Below are 15,269 nucleotides of genomic sequence, written 5' to 3'. Positions count from 1 at the left end.
CCCTGCGCGGAATATCTCGAAGAGATCACGGAATTGCGGGGAAAACGTCCCCGGAGAGCGGCGGCCTTCCCCCGGTTCCGCCTCCGGCTCCGGCTCCGGCTCCGGCGTCGGAGCCGGCACCGGCTACGCCAGGCAGGCCCGGCCGCGGCCCGGCCCCCCGAGGTCGGCCAGCGCCAGGTCGACGGCGCTCGACGCGTCCGCCCGGCGGTGCTCCAGACCGGCCCGCTCGGCGATCGCCAACGCCTCCTCGGCCGCCTCCAGCGCCCGCTCCGGACGCCCGGCGGCCCGGCAGGACTCCGCCAGCGCCACCAGCACCCCCGGCATCCGGTCCCGCGAACCCAGCGCCCGCAGCGCCCCCAGGCACTCCTCGTAGTCCCGGCAGGCCGCCTCGAACCGGCCCAGCCCGTGCAGCGCCGCCCCCCGGGCGTACCGCATGTGCACCTGGCCGACGAAGTCGCCGAGCCCCTGGAAGGCGTCCAGCGCCCGCTCGGCCCGGCGCAGCGCCGACTCCGGCCGGTCCACGGCCAGGTCGGCCAGCGCCGCCATCCCCTCGACGAAGGCGTGCGCGGACCGGTTGCCCGACTCGGCGCTCAACCCGACCGCCTCCTCGCACCAGGCGGCGACCTCCTCGTCCGTGCACTGCGGCAGGCCGGTCAGCGCCAGCACCACCAGCGCCCCGGGCAGCAGCGCCGCCTGCCCCGTCCGCCGCGCCAGCGCCACCACCCGGACCGCCTCGGACCGGGCCTGCCGGGTGCGCTGGAACTCCCGCTGCGCCCACATCAGCGTGTACCGGGCCCGCGCCTCGCTCTCCGGCAGGCCCGCCGCCGCCGCGGCCCCGGCCACCCGCCCGGCCAGCTCGCACAGCTCCGGAACGGCCGCGCCCAGGTCGATCAGCTGGACCAGCAGCAGCGTCAGGTCCGCCACCACCGCCAGCGGGCCGTCCGGGTCCCGGACGGCCTGCCCGGCGACCGCCAGCACCGCGGGCACCTCCTGCCTGGCCCAGCGCAGCCCCTCGGCCGCCCCGGCGAACCCCGGCCCGGCGGCCCCCGCCGCCACCAGGTCCGGGAACGGGTAGCCGGGCCGCACCACCCGGTACAGGTCGGCCAGCGCCGCCAGGTAGTGCCGCAGCAGCCGCTCCACGGCGGCCCGCCCGGCCGCCTCCCCGTCCACCTCCCGGACCAGCTCGCGGGCGAACAGCCGCAGCAGGTCGTGGTACTGGTAGCGGCCCGGGAACGGGCAGGACAGCAGCCCCAGGTCGGTCAGTGCCTCGGCCAGCCGCTCCGCCGCCGGCTCCGGCAGCCCCAGCAGCACCGCGGCCGCCGCCGAGGACACCCCCGGCCCGTCCGCCAGCGACAGCAGCCGGAACGCGCGGGCCGCCTCCGGCTCCAACTGGTCGTAGCTGAGCCGGAACGACGCGGCGACCGCCAGCTCCCCGGCCTCCAGCTCGGCCAGCCGCCGCCGCTCCGAGGCCAACCGGTCCGCCATGTGCGCCAGCCGCCAGCCGGGACGGGCCGCCAGCCGGGACGCCGCCGTCCGCACCGCCAGCGGCAGGAACCCGCAGGCCGCCACCAGCTGCCGGGCCGCCGCCGGCTCCGCCGCCACCCGCTCCGGCCCGGCGATCGCCGCCAGCAGCCGCACCGACTCCTGCGGCGTCAGCGGTTCCAGGGCGACCTGCCGGGTCATCGGCAGCCCCGACAGCCAGGCCCGGCTGGTCACCAGCACCGCGCACGAGCGGCTGCCGGGCAGTAGCGGCCCGACCTGCCGGCTGTCGCGGGCGTCGTCCAGCACGATCAGCACCCGCAGGCCCGCCACCCGGGACCGGAACAGCGCGGCCCGCTCCGCCGTCCCCTGCGGGAGCGCCGCGTCGGCCACGCCCAGCGCGCCCAGGAAACTGGCCAGCACCTCGCCCGGGTCGGCGGGCAGCGCCCCCGCCCCCCGCAGGTTCACGTACAGCTGGCCGTCCGGGTACTGCCCGCCCACCGCGTGCGCGACGTGCACCGCGAGCGTCGACTTGCCCACCCCGCCCAGGCCCGACACCCCCACCACCGGCAGCGCCGGGCCGCCGGGCGCCAGGTCCGCGCGCAGCGCCGCGCACAGCTCCTCCCGGCCGGTGTGGTCGGAGACGTCGGCGGGCAGCTGGGCCGGCGGGACGGGCGCGTACCCCGCCGGTCCGGCACCGCCCCCCTCCGCCGCCGCTTCCGCCGCCTTCGCCTCCGCCACGGGCGCCGCCGACACCGGCACCGGCACCGGCACCGGCACCGGCACCGCGGGCGCGGCCAGCCGCGGATCGCCCGACAGGATGCCCAGGTGCAGCTCGCGCAGCCGCGGCCCCGGATCCACCCCCAACTGCTCCAGCAGCGCGCGGCGGGCGTCCGCGTACACGCCCAGCGCCTCGGCCTGCCGACCGCCCCGGTACAGCGCCAGCATCAGCAGCTCGCGCATCGGCTCCAGCAGCGGGTACTGGCTGACCCACACGGTCAGCTCGCCGACCACCTCCGCGTGCCGCCCCGTCTCCAACTCGGCCTCCAGCCACGCCCGGACGGCGTTCAGTCGGCGCTCGACCAGCCGGGCCCGGTGCGCCTGGGCGAGCGGCCCCGGCAGCCCGGCCAGCGGCTCGCCGTGCCACAGCCCGCACGCCTCCCGCAGCAGCCCGAGCGCCCCGCCCGCGTCCCCCCGGGCGCGGGCCCGGCCCGCCGCCGAGACCCGGTCCTCGAACACCTCGGCGTCCACGCAGTCCGCCGGGAGCCGCAGCACGTAGCCGCTGCCCGAGGACACCAGCACCGACGGGCGCACCCGGTCCGGCTCCAGCACCCGGTCCGGCTCCAGCACCCGCCGCAGCCGCGACACGTAGGTGCGCACGATGGCGGCGGCGCGGGCCGGCGGCTCCTCCCACAGCGCGTCGAGCAGTTCGTCGACGGACACGATCCGGCGGGCCCGCAGCGCCAGCGCCGTCAGCAGCGCCCGCTGCTGCGGCGGCCCGAGCTCCAACTCGCGCTCCCCGCGCCACGCCTGCACCGGCCCGAGCAGGCACAGCCGCAGCCGCTCCCCGCCGTCCGGTTCCGGGGCCGACGTTCCGCTGGGCTCTCCGATTTCCGTCACCGTCAGAAGGTAGCGGTTCGGTCTCGGCGACCGCAGCGCCGGGGCGGGTGCAATTCCAGCACCCCGGGCCGGACTTGTTTCCCGACCGCCCGGCGGACCGGAAAAGGAAAAAACCTCCCGCGCGACGGGAACCATTCGCGCAGATGCGCATCCGTCAATCTTTTATTGACCGGCGGCGGATAGCGTGGACCCCGTCCGCCGAACCTCCGACGGACGTGGGGAACTCCCGCGGTGCCAGCCGGGCCGCCGGAGGAGGAGGGGCGGCGTCGCGTGCGGACGACGCCGGCCGACCGGTTCTGACGGTGCGCCGCCGCCTGTGGGGGGCGGTGGGCGCACCGCCGAGCGCAACGAAAGGAATCCAGCGCCGTGCTCCAGTACGCCGACGACGTCCGTACGACGACCCGACCGATCCCGACGCAGACCACCCGGCCGATTCCGGTCGCCGTCCACGCCGCGGACCCGCTCTCCCGGGCCGGAGTGCTGAGCTACCTCCGGCAGTGCCCGGAGATAGCGCTGGTCGACGAGCACCAGCAGACCGGCGGCGTGGCTCTGCTGGTCGCCGACACCTTCGACGAGGCCGCCCTGGCCGGCCTCACCCGACTGGTCAGGACCGAACGGACGCGCGTGGTCCTGGTCCTGGACCGGATCCAGGAGCCCGAACTGCTGGACGTGGTCTCCCTCGGCGTCACCGCCATCCTGTGGCGCCGCGAGGTCACCGGCGAACGCCTGCGCCAGGCCGTCCGCACCGCCGTCCGCGGCCACGGCGACCTCCCGCCCGACCTGCTCGGCAAGCTGATCGGCTGCATGGGCCGCCGCCGCACCGCCGACGGCCCGGACGGCAGCCCCGCCGAGCACGGCATGCAGCCCCGCGAGGTCGACGTCCTGCGCCTGGTCGCCGACGGCATGGACACCGGGGAGATCGCCGTCAAACTCCTCTACTCGGAGCGGACGATCAAGAACATCATCCACACCGTCACCACCCGCTTCCACCTCCGCAACCGCGCCCACGCGGTGGCCTACGCCCTGCGCGAGGGCTACATCTAGATCCGCTCCTGCGCGCCTCGGCCGCCCGACCGGATCCGACGCCCCGGCGCGCACCTACGCGGAGCCGCACCCGTCCGCCGGGGGCTCGGCCAGGACCAGATCGAGGAGACCGGGGAACCGCCGGTCGAATTCGGGGCGGCGGAGCCGGTTGAGCCGGCGCGGCCCCTCGTCGCGCTGCTCGACGAGGCCGGCGGCCCGCAGCACGGCGAAGTGGTGGCTGCGCGTCGCCTTGGTCACCGGAAGGTCGAACGTGCCGCAGGCGCGGGTCCAGTCGGGGGCGCCGGCCAACTCCCGGAGGATGGCGCGTCGCACGGGGTCGCCGACCGCGTCGAGCGCGTCCTGGAGCGGCACCTCGGCCGGATGGACGTGGGTGAGGCTGCGGGTTCGGGCGGACACGGTCGATCCTCTGCATAGTGTTCGACGATCGCCATACACTGCTATGGTCGATACTCGTCGAACACTGTACCCGGACCTTCCGGAAAGCGAGCGTTCCCATGCCCCTGGTCCGCATCGACCTGTCCGCCGCCCGACCGCTCGCCGCCCGACGCGCCATCGCCGACGGCGTGCACCGAGCCCTCGTCGACGTCATCGGCATCCCGGCCGGCGACCGCTTCCAGATCGTCACCCCGCACGGTCCCGAAGAGCTGCTCTTCGACCCGGACTACCTCGACGTGGCCCGCCGGGACGTCGTCTACGTCCAGATCACCCTGGTGGCGGGTCGGCCCCGGGAGCTCAAGCTCGACCTGTACCGGCGGATCGCGGCCAATCTGACCGACGCCGGCGTGCGGCCCGAGGACGTGTTCGTCACGCTCGTCGAGAACGCCCTCGACAACTGGTCGGTGGGCAACGGCAGGGCGCAACTGGTCGACCTGGGTGCCGTGGCGGGAGCCCGCCTCGAGCCGTGACCCGCCGCAGCACGCCCGTCGTGCGCGCCGTGGCCGCGGGCCGGACTCCCGACACCCCTGCACGAACTCCTGCGGAGCGGCACCGGAGCGCCGCCCGCAGGGGCGGGCGTCACGAGCGGCCGAGCAGCCAGTGCGGGCCGACCGTCCAGCCGAGCAGGCGGCGCGCGGTGCCGTTCCCGGCGGTGCCGTCGGTCTCGAACTCCCCGCCGGCGGCGACCAGCGCCAGCCCGGCCACGGCCGGGGCCAGCCGGGCGGGACGCTCCGCCGCGATCGTGTCGAGCACCGCCCGGCGGCCCTCCGGCGTGCAGAGCGAGAGGTGGAAGACCATCTGCCGCCAGGCGTAGGCCGCGTTCTTCACCGCGGCCAGCGGGTACGGGAGTTGTTCGGCCCGGGCCACCAGCCGGGCGGCGGTCGCGAACGCGCCCAGGGCGAGCGCGTCCCAGCCGTCGGCGGGGGCGACGCCGACCGGCCCGGCCAGGGTGGCCAGGTTGTGGGTGGTGAGGATCTGCGCCTGCTCGATCACCGTGCCGTTGCCGGCCACCGACCCGGAGGAGGCCGGGCGGCCCGCCCGCTTCCGGCACAGGGCCGAGAAGCCGGCCGAGGCGGCGGAACGGCGGCGGCCGGCCGGCTCGTCGTGCGACAGGGCGCGGACGGCCGCGTAGTCGATGCCGTAGTACCGCTCGTACAGCGTCCCCCGGAGCAGGTCGGCGGCGACCGCGGCGGCCGCGAGGTACTTCGGGGTGAAGCCGCCCATGAAGATGTCGGCCGCCAGCTCCTCCACGAACGGCGCGCCGAGATCGGCCCGGCGGCCCAGCGCCGCCAGCTCGCTCACCAGCGGGTTCGGCAGGAGGGTGCCGGGGAAGGCGCCGACCGCCAGGCCGCCCAGCCGCCGCAGCAGGGCGAGTTCGCCCCCGCCCGCGCTCCGGTGCGCCTCGGCGGCCCGCACCCAGGGGAGCTCCTCGGCCCGCACCTGGTGCGCGTAGTCGAGCAGCAGGAGCGAGCGCCGCCCGGCGAAGGCGCGGTGGTTGGCCGCCGCCAGGGCGCCCAGGGCCCCGTCCCGGTAGGCGTCCGCCGCCACGGCCGCGGCCAACTGCGGTGCCAGCTCGGCCAGCACTTCGGCCGAGGGCACCAGGCCGAGGCCGATCAGGGTCTCGACCGGGGCGCTGGTGGCGGCCAGTACCGGCCTGCGCAGCTGGGCCGGGAACTCCGTGCCGACCGGGACGCCGTACTGCCGCTCCTCGGCCGGGCCGGCCGGCGCGAGCACGCCCGCCGGATCGGCCAGCCCGTCGTGCCGGGGCAGCCCGGCGAGCCGGGCCAGCAGCAGCCGGGCCAGCGCGTGGTGCGAGGGCAGCGCGGCCTGCTCGGCCTGGGCCCGGCGCAGCGCGGTGTGCCGCTCGGAGCCGGGCAGGCCGCGGCGGCGCACCATCGACTCGGCCGCGCACCGCAGCAGCCCGGCCAGCCGGGGCGGCAACTCCTCGCCCGCCACCGTCAGTTCGAGGGCGGAGCGGAGGATGCCGAGGTTCTTCCGCGGGTTGCGGTGCCTGCCGCAGAGTGGGTGCGCGGCGGCCAGCAGCCGGTAGCGGTGCAGGAGTTCCGCCCCGCGCCGGTGCCACTCGGGGCCCGGGTCGTGCCGCAGCACCCGGCCGTCCGGCCCGGCGGTCTCCAGCCAGTGGGCGAGCAGTTCGTCGGAGAACGGCAGCCAGACCGTCAGCGCCTCGCGCTGGGTCTCCAGCGCGAGGTTCGGACCGCGCCGCTCCAGGGTGTCGACGGTGTCCGCGACGCTCCGCCGGTGGACGGCGTCGGCCCGGGGGGCCGGGCGGTCGCAGGCCGGCGGGGTGAAGCGCAGCCGGGCGGCGAACGGCGCCAGCACGGCGACCAGTTCGAGGGCGGCGTCCTGCTCGCCGGCCCGCACCAGCCAGGCCACCGTGAGCAGCGCGGCCTCCTCCGGCACCGTCACCCGGTAGCGCCCGCTGTCCAGCAGCTCCCAGAGCCCGGCCAGCCCGGCCTCGGTGAGCGAGTGGGCGAACAGCGCGGCCCGGTCCGCCGGGAGGCCCGCCGCCCGGCACGCCTCCGACTCGTACGGCTGCAGGGGCCCTTCGGCGCTCGCCCGGCCGCTGGCGAAGCCGCCGTGCAGCACCTCGGGGGTGACCCATGCGGGCAGGCCGGCCACCGGGGTCCGGCTGCCGATCCACAGGCTGCCGTCCTTCATCCCGGCCAGCACCGCGCGCCACCGGTCGAGGCGGTCCTCGGCCCGCGAGCGGGTCGCGGCGTCCGGGTGGGAGAGCGCGGTGGCGAACGTGCGGGCGAGCTGCCCGTGGGCGTAGCCGGGGTCGACGGTGACGGTCGGTTGCTGCTGGTCAGCGTTCTTGTCCATGGCCGACGTGGCGGGTCCTGCCCCCGCGCCCTCCGGATCCCGAGTCCGGTGCTCCGACTGTCTGAGCTGCACGCCGCTGGCCGCCACCCTAGGGAGCGGGCCCGGGGCGGGCAACGCGTTTTGCCGGGACGGGCTCCGGCCTCAGCGCGCGGCAAGCACCTCCAGCAGCCGGGTCAGCGACGACCCCAGCCCCCAGCGTCCGGCCAGCCGCTCCAGTGCCTGCGGATCCCGCGCCGCCCGCGGCAGCTCCGGCTCGAACGCGGGCAGCGGGACGTCCCGGGCGACCCGCACCACCGTCGGCGCCACGTCCAGGTACGGGGCCGCCTCCAGCAGGTTGCGCCGCCGGGCCGGGGTCAGCTTCGAGCCCGGATCGGCCGCCGCCGCCCGGACGCCCGCCAAGTCCCGGTACTCCTGCACCAGTTGGGTCGCCGTCTTCTCCCCGATGCCCTTCACTCCGGGCAGCCCGTCACTGGCGTCGCCCCGCAGCGCCGCCAGGTCGGCGTACGCGGAACCGGGCACGCCGTACTTCTCGCGCAGCGCCGCGTCGTCCATCACCAGCGCCGAGCCCACGCCCTTCGCCGGGTACAGCACCGTCACCGCACGGGCGTCGTCGACCAGTTGGAACAGGTCACGGTCGCCGGTGACGATCTGGACCGGGCCGGTGGCGCGGGTCGCCAACGTCCCGATCACGTCGTCGGCCTCGTAGTCGGGGACGCCGATCCGGGCGATGCCCAGCGCGTCCAGGACCTGCTCGATCACCGGGACCTGCGGGGCCAGCGCGTCCGGCACCTCCTCCGCGCCGTCCGCGGCGGCCTCGGCGACCCGGTGCGTCTTGTAGGTGGGGATCAGGTCGACCCGCCACTGCGGGCGCCAGTCGGCGTCCATGCAGGCGACCAGGTGGTCGGGGCGGTGGTCGTGGACCAGGCGGGAGATGAAGTCCAGCAGGCCGCGCACGGCGTTCACCGGCTCGCCCTGCGGGGAGCGGAGCGAATCCGGGACGCCGAAGTAGGCGCGGAAGTAGAGGCTGGCGGTGTCCAGCAGCATCAGGCGGGGCGCGGCGGAGGCGGTCGGTGCGGTCACCCCTCCGATCATGCCGCATCCCGCCGACAACTCCCGGATGTCACACCGCCGGTGCGGGTGCCGGTGCGGGTGCAGGTACGGGCACGGGTGCGGATGCCGTCAGTGCGGGTGCGGCCCCGCGCGGTGCACCGGGCCGTGGGTGTCGCCGCAGTGCTCGCGGGCGGCGTCCCCGGCCGCGTCCCCGGCCGCCGCGACGGTGCCGTGCGGCGCGATCTGCAGCAGCCCGTCCGGGCCGTCCTCGCCGACGTGGTCGACCTGCAGGGTGGCGTGGGTGATCCGGTACTCCTCGCGCAGCCGGCGCTGGAGCTCGCGCCGCACCGCGTGGCAGTCGCCCCCCGGGGCGACCAGGACGTGCGCGGACAGCGCCGGCTCGTTGGAGGTGATCTCCCAGATGTGCAGGTCGTGGACCTCCTCCACCTGGGCCGCCGCCACCATCCGGTCCGCCACCGCGTCCGGGTCGATCCCGGCCGGCGCGGCCTCCAGGAAGATCCGCGCGGAGTCCCGGACCAGCCCCGTCCCGGCCCGCAGCATCAGCGCCACCACCACCAGCGAGGCGATCGCGTCCGCCCGGACGAACCCGGTCAGCAGCACCACCGCACCCGCCACCGCCGTCGCCACGAACGCGTACAGGTCGGTCAGCACGTGCTGGAACGCGCCCTCCACGTTCAGCGAGGACCGGTTGGCCTTCGACATGCACCAGGTCGCCGCGACGTTCACCACCACGCCCACCAGCGCCGTCACCAGCACCAGCGAACCCCGTACTTCCGGCGGGTGGACCAGCCTGGTCACCGCCTCGTAGCCCAGCCAGGCCGACAGCACCAGCAGCGTCACCCCGTTCGCCTGCGCGGAGAGGATCTCGGCCCGCTTCAGCCCGTACGTGTAGCCGCCGCGCGCCGGACGCGCAGCTAGCCGCATCGCCACCAGGGCCAGCGCGATCGAGGCCGCGTCGGTCAGCATGTGCGCCGCGTCCGAGATCAGCGCCAGCGAACGGGCCGCGAAACCGACCACCACCTCGCCCGCCATGAACACCAGCAGCAGGACCAGCGCGCTCCACAGCCACTTGCGGTCCGCGTCCGCCGAGACCGCGTGGCTGTGCCCGCCGGACGCTCCGTGCCCGTGCCCGTGCTCCTGCCCGTGCCCGTGCCCGTGCTCCTGCCCGTGCTCGTGGTCGTGGTCGTGCCCGGCCATCGGGGTCCCTCCGCTCTGCTGCCCGTACCGGCAGTGAACCCCAGAACGGACGAAGATCCAAAGGCGGCAGTGGTGACCGTTGTCGTTCTCCGCCGGCGTTCTCCGCCGCGCCACCCGGGTCGGATAGGGTGCGCCCCGCATCCGCGCGGTCCGCGCGGCAGTCGGCAGTCGGCCAGGGGAGCGGAACCGGATGGCGGAGCAGACGGGGGAGCGGGCGGCGGAGCGGGTGCCGCTCGCGGTGATCGCCCGGGAGTGGGGCCGGATCGGCGTCCTCGGCTTCGGCGGCCCGCCCGCGCACATCCTGCTGCTGCGCCGGCTCTGCGTGGAACGCCGCGGCTGGATCGCCGCGGGCGAGTTCGAGGACGGCATCGCCGCCACCAACCTGCTGCCCGGCCCGGCCTCCACCCAGCTGGCGATCCTCACCGCCTGGCGGCTGCGCGGCACCGCCGGGGCCCTGGTCGGCGGCGCGGCGTTCATCCTGCCCGGGTTGGCGCTGATCCTGCTGCTGTCCGCGCTGTTCCTGACCGGGCACCCGCCGCGCTGGGTGCTCGGCGCCGCCGCGGGCGCGGGCAGCGCGGTCGCCGCCGTCGCCGCCCAGGCCGCCGGCACCCTGCTCCCGCCCAGCCTGCGCCGCTCCGGACCAGGCCCGGCCCGGCTCCGCTGGGGCGGCTACCTGCTGCTCGGCGCGGCCGCCGCGGTCCTCACCGGCCCCTGGCTGGTCCTGGTCCTGCTGGCCACCGGCGCCGCCGAGATCGCCTTCCGCCGCCGCGGCCGCGCCGCCCCGGCAGGCGGCGGCCGAACCAGCCGTACGGGGGACGACCCGCTCGGCCGACCGGACGAGGGCCCGCCCGCCCCGCCCGCCCCCCGGGCGCTGCTGCCGCTGCTGGCCCCCGGACTCGCCGCGACCGGCGGGCTCGGCGCGCTCGCCTGGGTCGCGCTCAAGGTCGGGGCGCTGTCCTACGGTGGCGGCTTCGTGATCATCCCGCTGATGCAGCAGGACGCCGTCGAGCGCTACCACTGGATGACCGACGGCCAGTTCCTCAACGCCGTCGCCCTCGGCCAGATCACCCCCGGCCCGGTCGTGCAGACCGTCGCGGTGGTCGGCTACGCGGCCGCCGGCCTGCTCGGCGGACTGCTCGCCCCCGCGGTGGCCTTCGCCCCGTCCTTCCTGTTCGTGCTGTTCGGCGCCGCCCACTTCGACCGGCTGCGCGCCAACACCGCCGTGCAGGACTTCCTCACCGGCGCCGGCCCCGCCGTCATCGGCGCCATCGCCGGCTCCGCCCTCCCGCTCGCCCTCGCCCTCGGCCGCCCCTGGCAGTACGGGGTGCTGGCGCTGGCCGCGCTCTGGCTGCTGGTGCTGCGCCGGGGCGTGGTCGCCTGCCTGCTCGGCGCGGCCGGCCTCGGCGTGCTGGCCGCCGCGGCCGGGCTCGCACTGCCGTGACGGCGGGACCCGCGCTGCCGCCCCGCCCCGCCCCGCGCCGCCCCGCCCCGCGCCGCCCCGCCCCGCCGGTGCTGTCCGTGGAGCTCAGAAGCTCGGCAGGACGACGTCCGCCGGGGCGTTCGGGGCGTTCGGGGCGGTGAGCGGGGCCAGCCGGGTCGCGTGGACCAGGGCGCGGGCCACCCGCAGGTCCTCGCCCTGCTCGGGGTGCCACTGGACGCCGACGGTGAAGCCCGCGCCCTCGATCGCCTCGACGGTGCCGTCCGCGGCGTACGCGCTGACGGTCAGGCCCTCGCCGAGGCGGGCCACCGCCTGGTGGTGGAAGGTCGGGACGAGCACCGACTCCTCCGGCAGCAGGTCCGCGAGCAGGGTGCCCGGCACCGGGCGGACCGCGTGCCGGCCGTACTCGCCGGGCTCGCCGATGTGGCTCAGCTCCTCGCCGACCACGTCCGGGAGGTGCTGGACCAGCGAGCCGCCGCACACCACGTTCAGCAGCTGCATGCCCCGGCAGATCCCCAGCAGCGGGGTGCCGGCGGCGAGCGCGGCGCGGATCAGCGCCGCCTCCCACAGATCGCGCTCGGGGGCGCCGGCCACCGTCAGCGGGTGGGCGCGCTCACCGTACAGGGCCGGGTCGACGTCCTCGCCGCCCGCGATCACCAGGCCGTCCAGCCGGGCCACCACGGCCGCCGCGTGCTCCGGCGCGTCCGGCGGCAGCATCACGGCGATCCCGCCGGCCTCGCGCACCAGTTCGGGGTAGCGCACGGGGAGCAGCACCGAACGCATCCGGTCCCACCGCCCCCAGGCGGCGTCGTTGAGAAAGGTGCTGATGCCGATCACGGGGCGAGAGGTCATGGCGCGCATTCTGCCGTGCGGTCGCACTCCCCCGCCGTGCGACCCACCCCCCTCGTGCGCCCCTTCAGGCGCGTGGAGCACAGCGCGCGCCCCCCGGGGTGCCCGAGGAGGGGGCGGACGGGGGCGGACGGGGGGCGGACGAGGGCGATCGGGCGATTCTCACCGGAATCTCATCGCCGGACCCCCGTTCGAGCCCCCGCGCTGATTTCCCGTTTATCCGCCGCCCCCTAGGGTCTCTACCGTGAGCGAGCAGCAGATTCCGGCCGGGTGGTACCCGGACCCCGTCGACACCGACAGCGACCCCCGCCCCCAGCGCTGGTGGGACGGCAAGGGCTGGACCGCCGAGACCCGCCCGGCACCCGCGGACGCCGCCCCCACCGCGCCCGGCGCCCCCGCACCCGAGGCGCCCGCGCCCGGGGCACCCGCGCCCGCGCCCGGGACGGAGGACACCGCCGTCCTGGAGGGCACCGTCCTGGACGCCTCCGGGCAGAGCGTGCAGTACCCCCCGCTGCCCCCGTACGCCGGGCAGTACGGGTCGAAGCCGGCCCGCACCCGGCCGCCGAAGCCGGTGCTGGTCGCCGCCTCGGTCGCCGCCGTGCTCGGCCTGGTGATCGGCTCCGGCGTCACCTACCTGGTGATGGACGGCCGCCACGACAAGACCAGGTCCACCACCGCGTCGAGCAACGACGGACGCCGCGGCGGGGGCGGCTTCGGCGGCTTCGGCAACGGTGGCAACGGCGGCAACGGCGGTGGCGAGGGCGGCAGCGGCAGCACCCCCAGCGACCCGTTCGGCTTCGGCAACGGCAACGGCAACGGCAACAGCGGTGGCGGCAGCGGCAAGAACGGCCAGGGCAACGGCGGCAGCGGCGGCAGCGGTGGCAGCGGTGGCCAGGGCCAGGGCGGCAAGGGCAGCGGGAAGAGCTCCACCACCGCCGTCGACATGGTCAACGGCATCGCGCTGCCGATCCCGAGCGGCTGGGAGGGCGGCACCGACCCGGACGGCTACGCGGGCATCTACACCGGCAGCTACACCTGCGTCGACGGCTCGGAGAACTGCTCGCTGGGCGGCGTCTCCACCAGCCGGCTCAAGGGCACCGACGCCAAGCAGGCCGCGCAGGCCGACATCGCGGACGCTGCGAAGCAGGCGTACGGCGACCTGAACGGCCACCAGGAGCTGAAGAGCGAGGCCGTCACGGTGGCCGGACGCGACGGCTACCTGGTGCGCTGGAAGGTCGACGCGGCCAAGGGCAACCCGGGATACGTGGAGACGGTGGTCTTCCCGACCGCCGACGGCAAGGCGCTGACCGCCGTCCACTTCGGCTTCGACATCGCCGACAAGGCGCCCGGCCTGGACCAGATGGACAGCATCCTGAAGAGCATCACCAAGGCCGACCCCAGCTCCTTCGGCGGCACCGGCGGCACCACCACCTGACCGGCCGGGCGACCGGACGCGGCAACCGCGGCCCGGTGCGCCGTTCCCCCTGGGTGGGAGGGGACGGCGCACCGGGCCGCGGCCGTGCCCCCGCCCCCGGCGTCAGCCCACCGCCCCGAGCCCCTCCGGGAGGGCGGCCACCACGAGGTCGACGGCCTCCTCCGGCGTCCCGGTGCGCGCGACCAGCTCCCCGCCCCGGCGCCGCACCCCGTACATCCCCTCGTCGTGCGGGAACAGGCCGTACCCGACCACCCCCTCCCAGAGGCCGAACCCGACCTGCCGCTTCTCAGAAGGCACGATGAGGGTGGAGAACCACACGTTGAAGTGGCTGCTGATCGGCGTCAGCGCGCGGAGCGCCGGCCGGGCGTACGCCGCCACCAACAGCGCGTTGGTGCGAGGGGTCCGGCCCCAGCCCGAGGTGTGGAAGCGGTCGAGCATGACGTGCCAGGCCAACTCGACCGCGCCGAACGGCTCCCGCTCGTGCGCCAGGGCCCACGGGCGGAACTCGACGCACGGAGCCCGGAGCCTGGTCTCCGCCAGCCCCGCACCGCCCAGCCAGGCCGCCGCCGCCCCGACCACTTCGGCCGGCTCCGTGATCCACCCGCCGGCCACGGTCACGCCGTGGCTCTCCAGGGCCACCCAGAAGCCCCCGCACTGCTCGCCGGGCGGATACACCGACCTCCCCCACGAGCCCGTGCTCCGCGCGTGGGGCGGATACACCACCACCTGTCGGCCCGGCCCCTCCTCGCCGTACCTCACGGGTGTCGAAGGCGTGCCGTCCGGCTCGGGCAGGACGACCCCGAGGCCGTCCGCCGTCCGCCTCAGCACCTCTTCGAGCGCCCCTCCGACCCACGTGTCCCCGCCGGTGACCGCCTCGAGATCCATCCGCACAGTATGCGGTACGGCGGCCCCGTTCCTTCCGGGTTCGCCCCGGCCGGCTCAACCCCCTTCGCGCAGCAGCGTGTTGAGCCGGGCGGCCTGCCGGACGAGGTGGTCCCGCTCGGCCGCCGTGACGGCTTCGCGGGCGGCCCGCGCGTACAGCTCGGCGGCGGTCGGCAGCTCGCCGGCCCGCTCGTGCAGGTAGGCCCGGGCGGCGGTGTGGCGGGGGAGCGAGCCGTCCAGCTCGGCGAGCGCGGCCAGGCCCGCGCGGGGGCCGTCCGCCTCGCCGACGGCGACCGCCCGGTTGAGGCGCACCACCGGGTTGCCGGTCAGCGCGGCCAACTCGTCGTACCACTCGACGATCTGCACCCAGTCCGTCTCGGCGGCCGTCGGCGCGTCCGCGTGCAGGGCGGCGATCGCCGCCTGGGCCTGGAACTCGCCGAGCCGGTCGCGGGCCAGCGCCGCCCGCAGCACGGCGACGCCCTCGGTGATCGCGGCGGTGTCCCACAGGGTGCGGTCCTGCTCGGCCAGCGGCACCAGGCCGCCGTCCGGCGCGGTCCGCCCGGCCCGGCGGGCGTGGTGCAGCAGCATCAGCGCCAGCAGGCCGGACACCTCGGGGTGGTCGATCCGGGCCGCCAGCTGCCGGGTCAGCCGGATCGCCTCTGCCGCCAGGTCGACGTCCCCCGAGTAGCCCTCGTTGAAGACCAGGTACAGCACCCGCAGCACTGTCGCCACGTCCCCCGGCCGGTCCAGCCGCACGCCCGAGACGGTCCGCTTGGCCCGGCTGATCCGCTGCGCCATGGTCGCCTCCGGCACCAGGTACGCGGCGGCGATCTGCCGGGTGGTCAGCCCGCCGACCGCGCGCAGCGTCAGCGCCACCGCCGAGGACGGCGTCAGCGACGGGTGCGCGCACAGGAAGTACAGCCGCAGCGAGTCGTCGGTGTCCGGCACCGGACCGGGCCGCGGCTCCTCCTCCAC

12 protein-coding genes and 1 tRNA gene are annotated in these 15,269 nt (G+C 76.6%); 4 read left to right on the top strand and 9 right to left on the bottom strand.

From position 1 onward, the window contains the following. Positions 1–123: 123 nt before the first annotated feature. Positions 124–3,099, bottom strand: a complete 2,976-nt coding sequence (locus ACFUEL_RS19555) for a BTAD domain-containing putative transcriptional regulator (RefSeq protein ID WP_380237618.1) — start codon at positions 3,097–3,099, stop codon at positions 124–126. A 366-nt stretch (positions 3,100–3,465) separates the two neighbouring features. Here ACFUEL_RS19555 and ACFUEL_RS19550 point away from each other — a divergent pair, with 366 nt between their 5' ends. Then, positions 3,466–4,143, top strand: coding sequence for a LuxR C-terminal-related transcriptional regulator (locus tag ACFUEL_RS19550; protein ID WP_380237617.1), 678 nt, complete (start codon positions 3,466–3,468; stop codon positions 4,141–4,143). A gap of 54 nt (positions 4,144–4,197) precedes the next feature. Here ACFUEL_RS19550 and ACFUEL_RS19545 read toward each other — a convergent pair whose 3' ends face one another. Then, a complete protein-coding gene (locus ACFUEL_RS19545) occupies positions 4,198–4,539 on the bottom strand; it encodes an ArsR/SmtB family transcription factor (RefSeq protein WP_380237616.1) in 342 nt (113 codons plus the stop codon). Between the two features lie 98 nt (positions 4,540–4,637). Here ACFUEL_RS19545 and ACFUEL_RS19540 point away from each other — a divergent pair, with 98 nt between their 5' ends. Further along, on the top strand, positions 4,638–5,048 hold the full coding sequence (locus ACFUEL_RS19540) for a tautomerase family protein (protein ID WP_380237615.1): 411 nt from the start codon (positions 4,638–4,640) through the stop codon (positions 5,046–5,048). A 109-nt stretch (positions 5,049–5,157) separates the two neighbouring features. Here ACFUEL_RS19540 and ACFUEL_RS19535 read toward each other — a convergent pair whose 3' ends face one another. From ACFUEL_RS19535 to ACFUEL_RS19520, 4 genes are all read right to left on the bottom strand, one after another. Continuing rightward, positions 5,158–7,422, bottom strand: coding sequence for a hypothetical protein (locus ACFUEL_RS19535; RefSeq protein WP_380237614.1), 2,265 nt, complete (start codon positions 7,420–7,422; stop codon positions 5,158–5,160). Next, positions 7,422–7,498, bottom strand: a tRNA-Pro gene (locus ACFUEL_RS19530). The genes ACFUEL_RS19535 and ACFUEL_RS19530 overlap by 1 nt, the downstream gene beginning before the upstream one ends. Positions 7,499–7,563: 65 nt before the next feature. Then, complete coding sequence (locus tag ACFUEL_RS19525) at positions 7,564–8,466, bottom strand: 5'-3' exonuclease H3TH domain-containing protein (RefSeq protein WP_380237619.1); 903 nt, start codon at positions 8,464–8,466, stop codon at positions 7,564–7,566. Positions 8,467–8,601: 135 nt separating this feature from the next. Then, positions 8,602–9,690 carry a cation diffusion facilitator family transporter gene (locus ACFUEL_RS19520; protein WP_380237612.1) on the bottom strand — a complete coding sequence of 363 codons (1,089 nt, stop codon included), beginning with the start codon at positions 9,688–9,690 and terminating at the stop codon, positions 8,602–8,604. A 190-nt stretch (positions 9,691–9,880) separates the two neighbouring features. On the opposite strand from ACFUEL_RS19520, the gene chrA reads away from it, so the two are divergent. Beyond that, positions 9,881–11,131 carry a chromate efflux transporter gene (gene chrA / locus ACFUEL_RS19515; RefSeq protein ID WP_380237611.1) on the top strand — a complete coding sequence of 417 codons (1,251 nt, stop codon included), beginning with the start codon at positions 9,881–9,883 and terminating at the stop codon, positions 11,129–11,131. An 84-nt stretch (positions 11,132–11,215) separates the two neighbouring features. Here chrA and ACFUEL_RS19510 read toward each other — a convergent pair whose 3' ends face one another. Then, complete coding sequence (locus ACFUEL_RS19510; protein WP_380237610.1) at positions 11,216–11,980, bottom strand: gamma-glutamyl-gamma-aminobutyrate hydrolase family protein; 765 nt, start codon at positions 11,978–11,980, stop codon at positions 11,216–11,218. Positions 11,981–12,221: 241 nt separating this feature from the next. Between ACFUEL_RS19510 and ACFUEL_RS19505 the strand changes: the two genes are divergently transcribed. After that, on the top strand, positions 12,222–13,412 hold the full coding sequence (locus tag ACFUEL_RS19505; protein ID WP_380237608.1) for a DUF2510 domain-containing protein: 1,191 nt from the start codon (positions 12,222–12,224) through the stop codon (positions 13,410–13,412). Between the two features lie 102 nt (positions 13,413–13,514). Here the strand turns inward: ACFUEL_RS19505 and ACFUEL_RS19500 are convergent, their stop codons facing one another. Both ACFUEL_RS19500 and ACFUEL_RS19495 read right to left on the bottom strand, forming a co-directional pair. After that, entirely contained in the window at positions 13,515–14,087 is a 573-nt protein-coding gene (locus ACFUEL_RS19500; RefSeq protein ID WP_380237607.1) for a DUF6193 family natural product biosynthesis protein, read from the bottom strand. A 264-nt stretch (positions 14,088–14,351) separates the two neighbouring features. After that, the coding region (locus ACFUEL_RS19495) for an RNA polymerase sigma factor (protein ID WP_380237606.1) at positions 14,352–15,269 on the bottom strand (918 nt) is incomplete at its 5' end.

This window comes from Kitasatospora sp. NPDC057198 (assembly GCF_042670125.1).
Lineage (GTDB): Bacteria > Actinomycetota > Actinomycetes > Streptomycetales > Streptomycetaceae > Kitasatospora.
The sequence above is the reverse complement of the archived record's forward strand: the minus strand, read 5'-3'. Positions and strand labels throughout refer to the sequence as shown.

Bases quoted from the DNA above. Each gene is read 5' to 3' on its own strand.
- ACFUEL_RS19540 (WP_380237615.1), top strand. From the start codon at position 4,638: ATGCCCCTGGTCCGCATCGACCTGTCCGCCGCCCGACCGCTCGCCGCC.
- ACFUEL_RS19535 (WP_380237614.1), bottom strand. From the start codon at position 7,422: ATGGACAAGAACGCTGACCAGCAGCAACCGACCGTCACCGTCGACCCC.
- ACFUEL_RS19525 (WP_380237619.1), bottom strand. From the start codon at position 8,466: ATGCTGCTGGACACCGCCAGCCTCTACTTCCGCGCCTACTTCGGCGTC.
- ACFUEL_RS19520 (WP_380237612.1), bottom strand. From the start codon at position 9,690: ATGGCCGGGCACGACCACGACCACGAGCACGGGCAGGAGCACGGGCAC.
- chrA (WP_380237611.1), top strand. From the start codon at position 9,881: ATGGCGGAGCAGACGGGGGAGCGGGCGGCGGAGCGGGTGCCGCTCGCG.
- ACFUEL_RS19510 (WP_380237610.1), bottom strand. From the start codon at position 11,980: ATGACCTCTCGCCCCGTGATCGGCATCAGCACCTTTCTCAACGACGCC.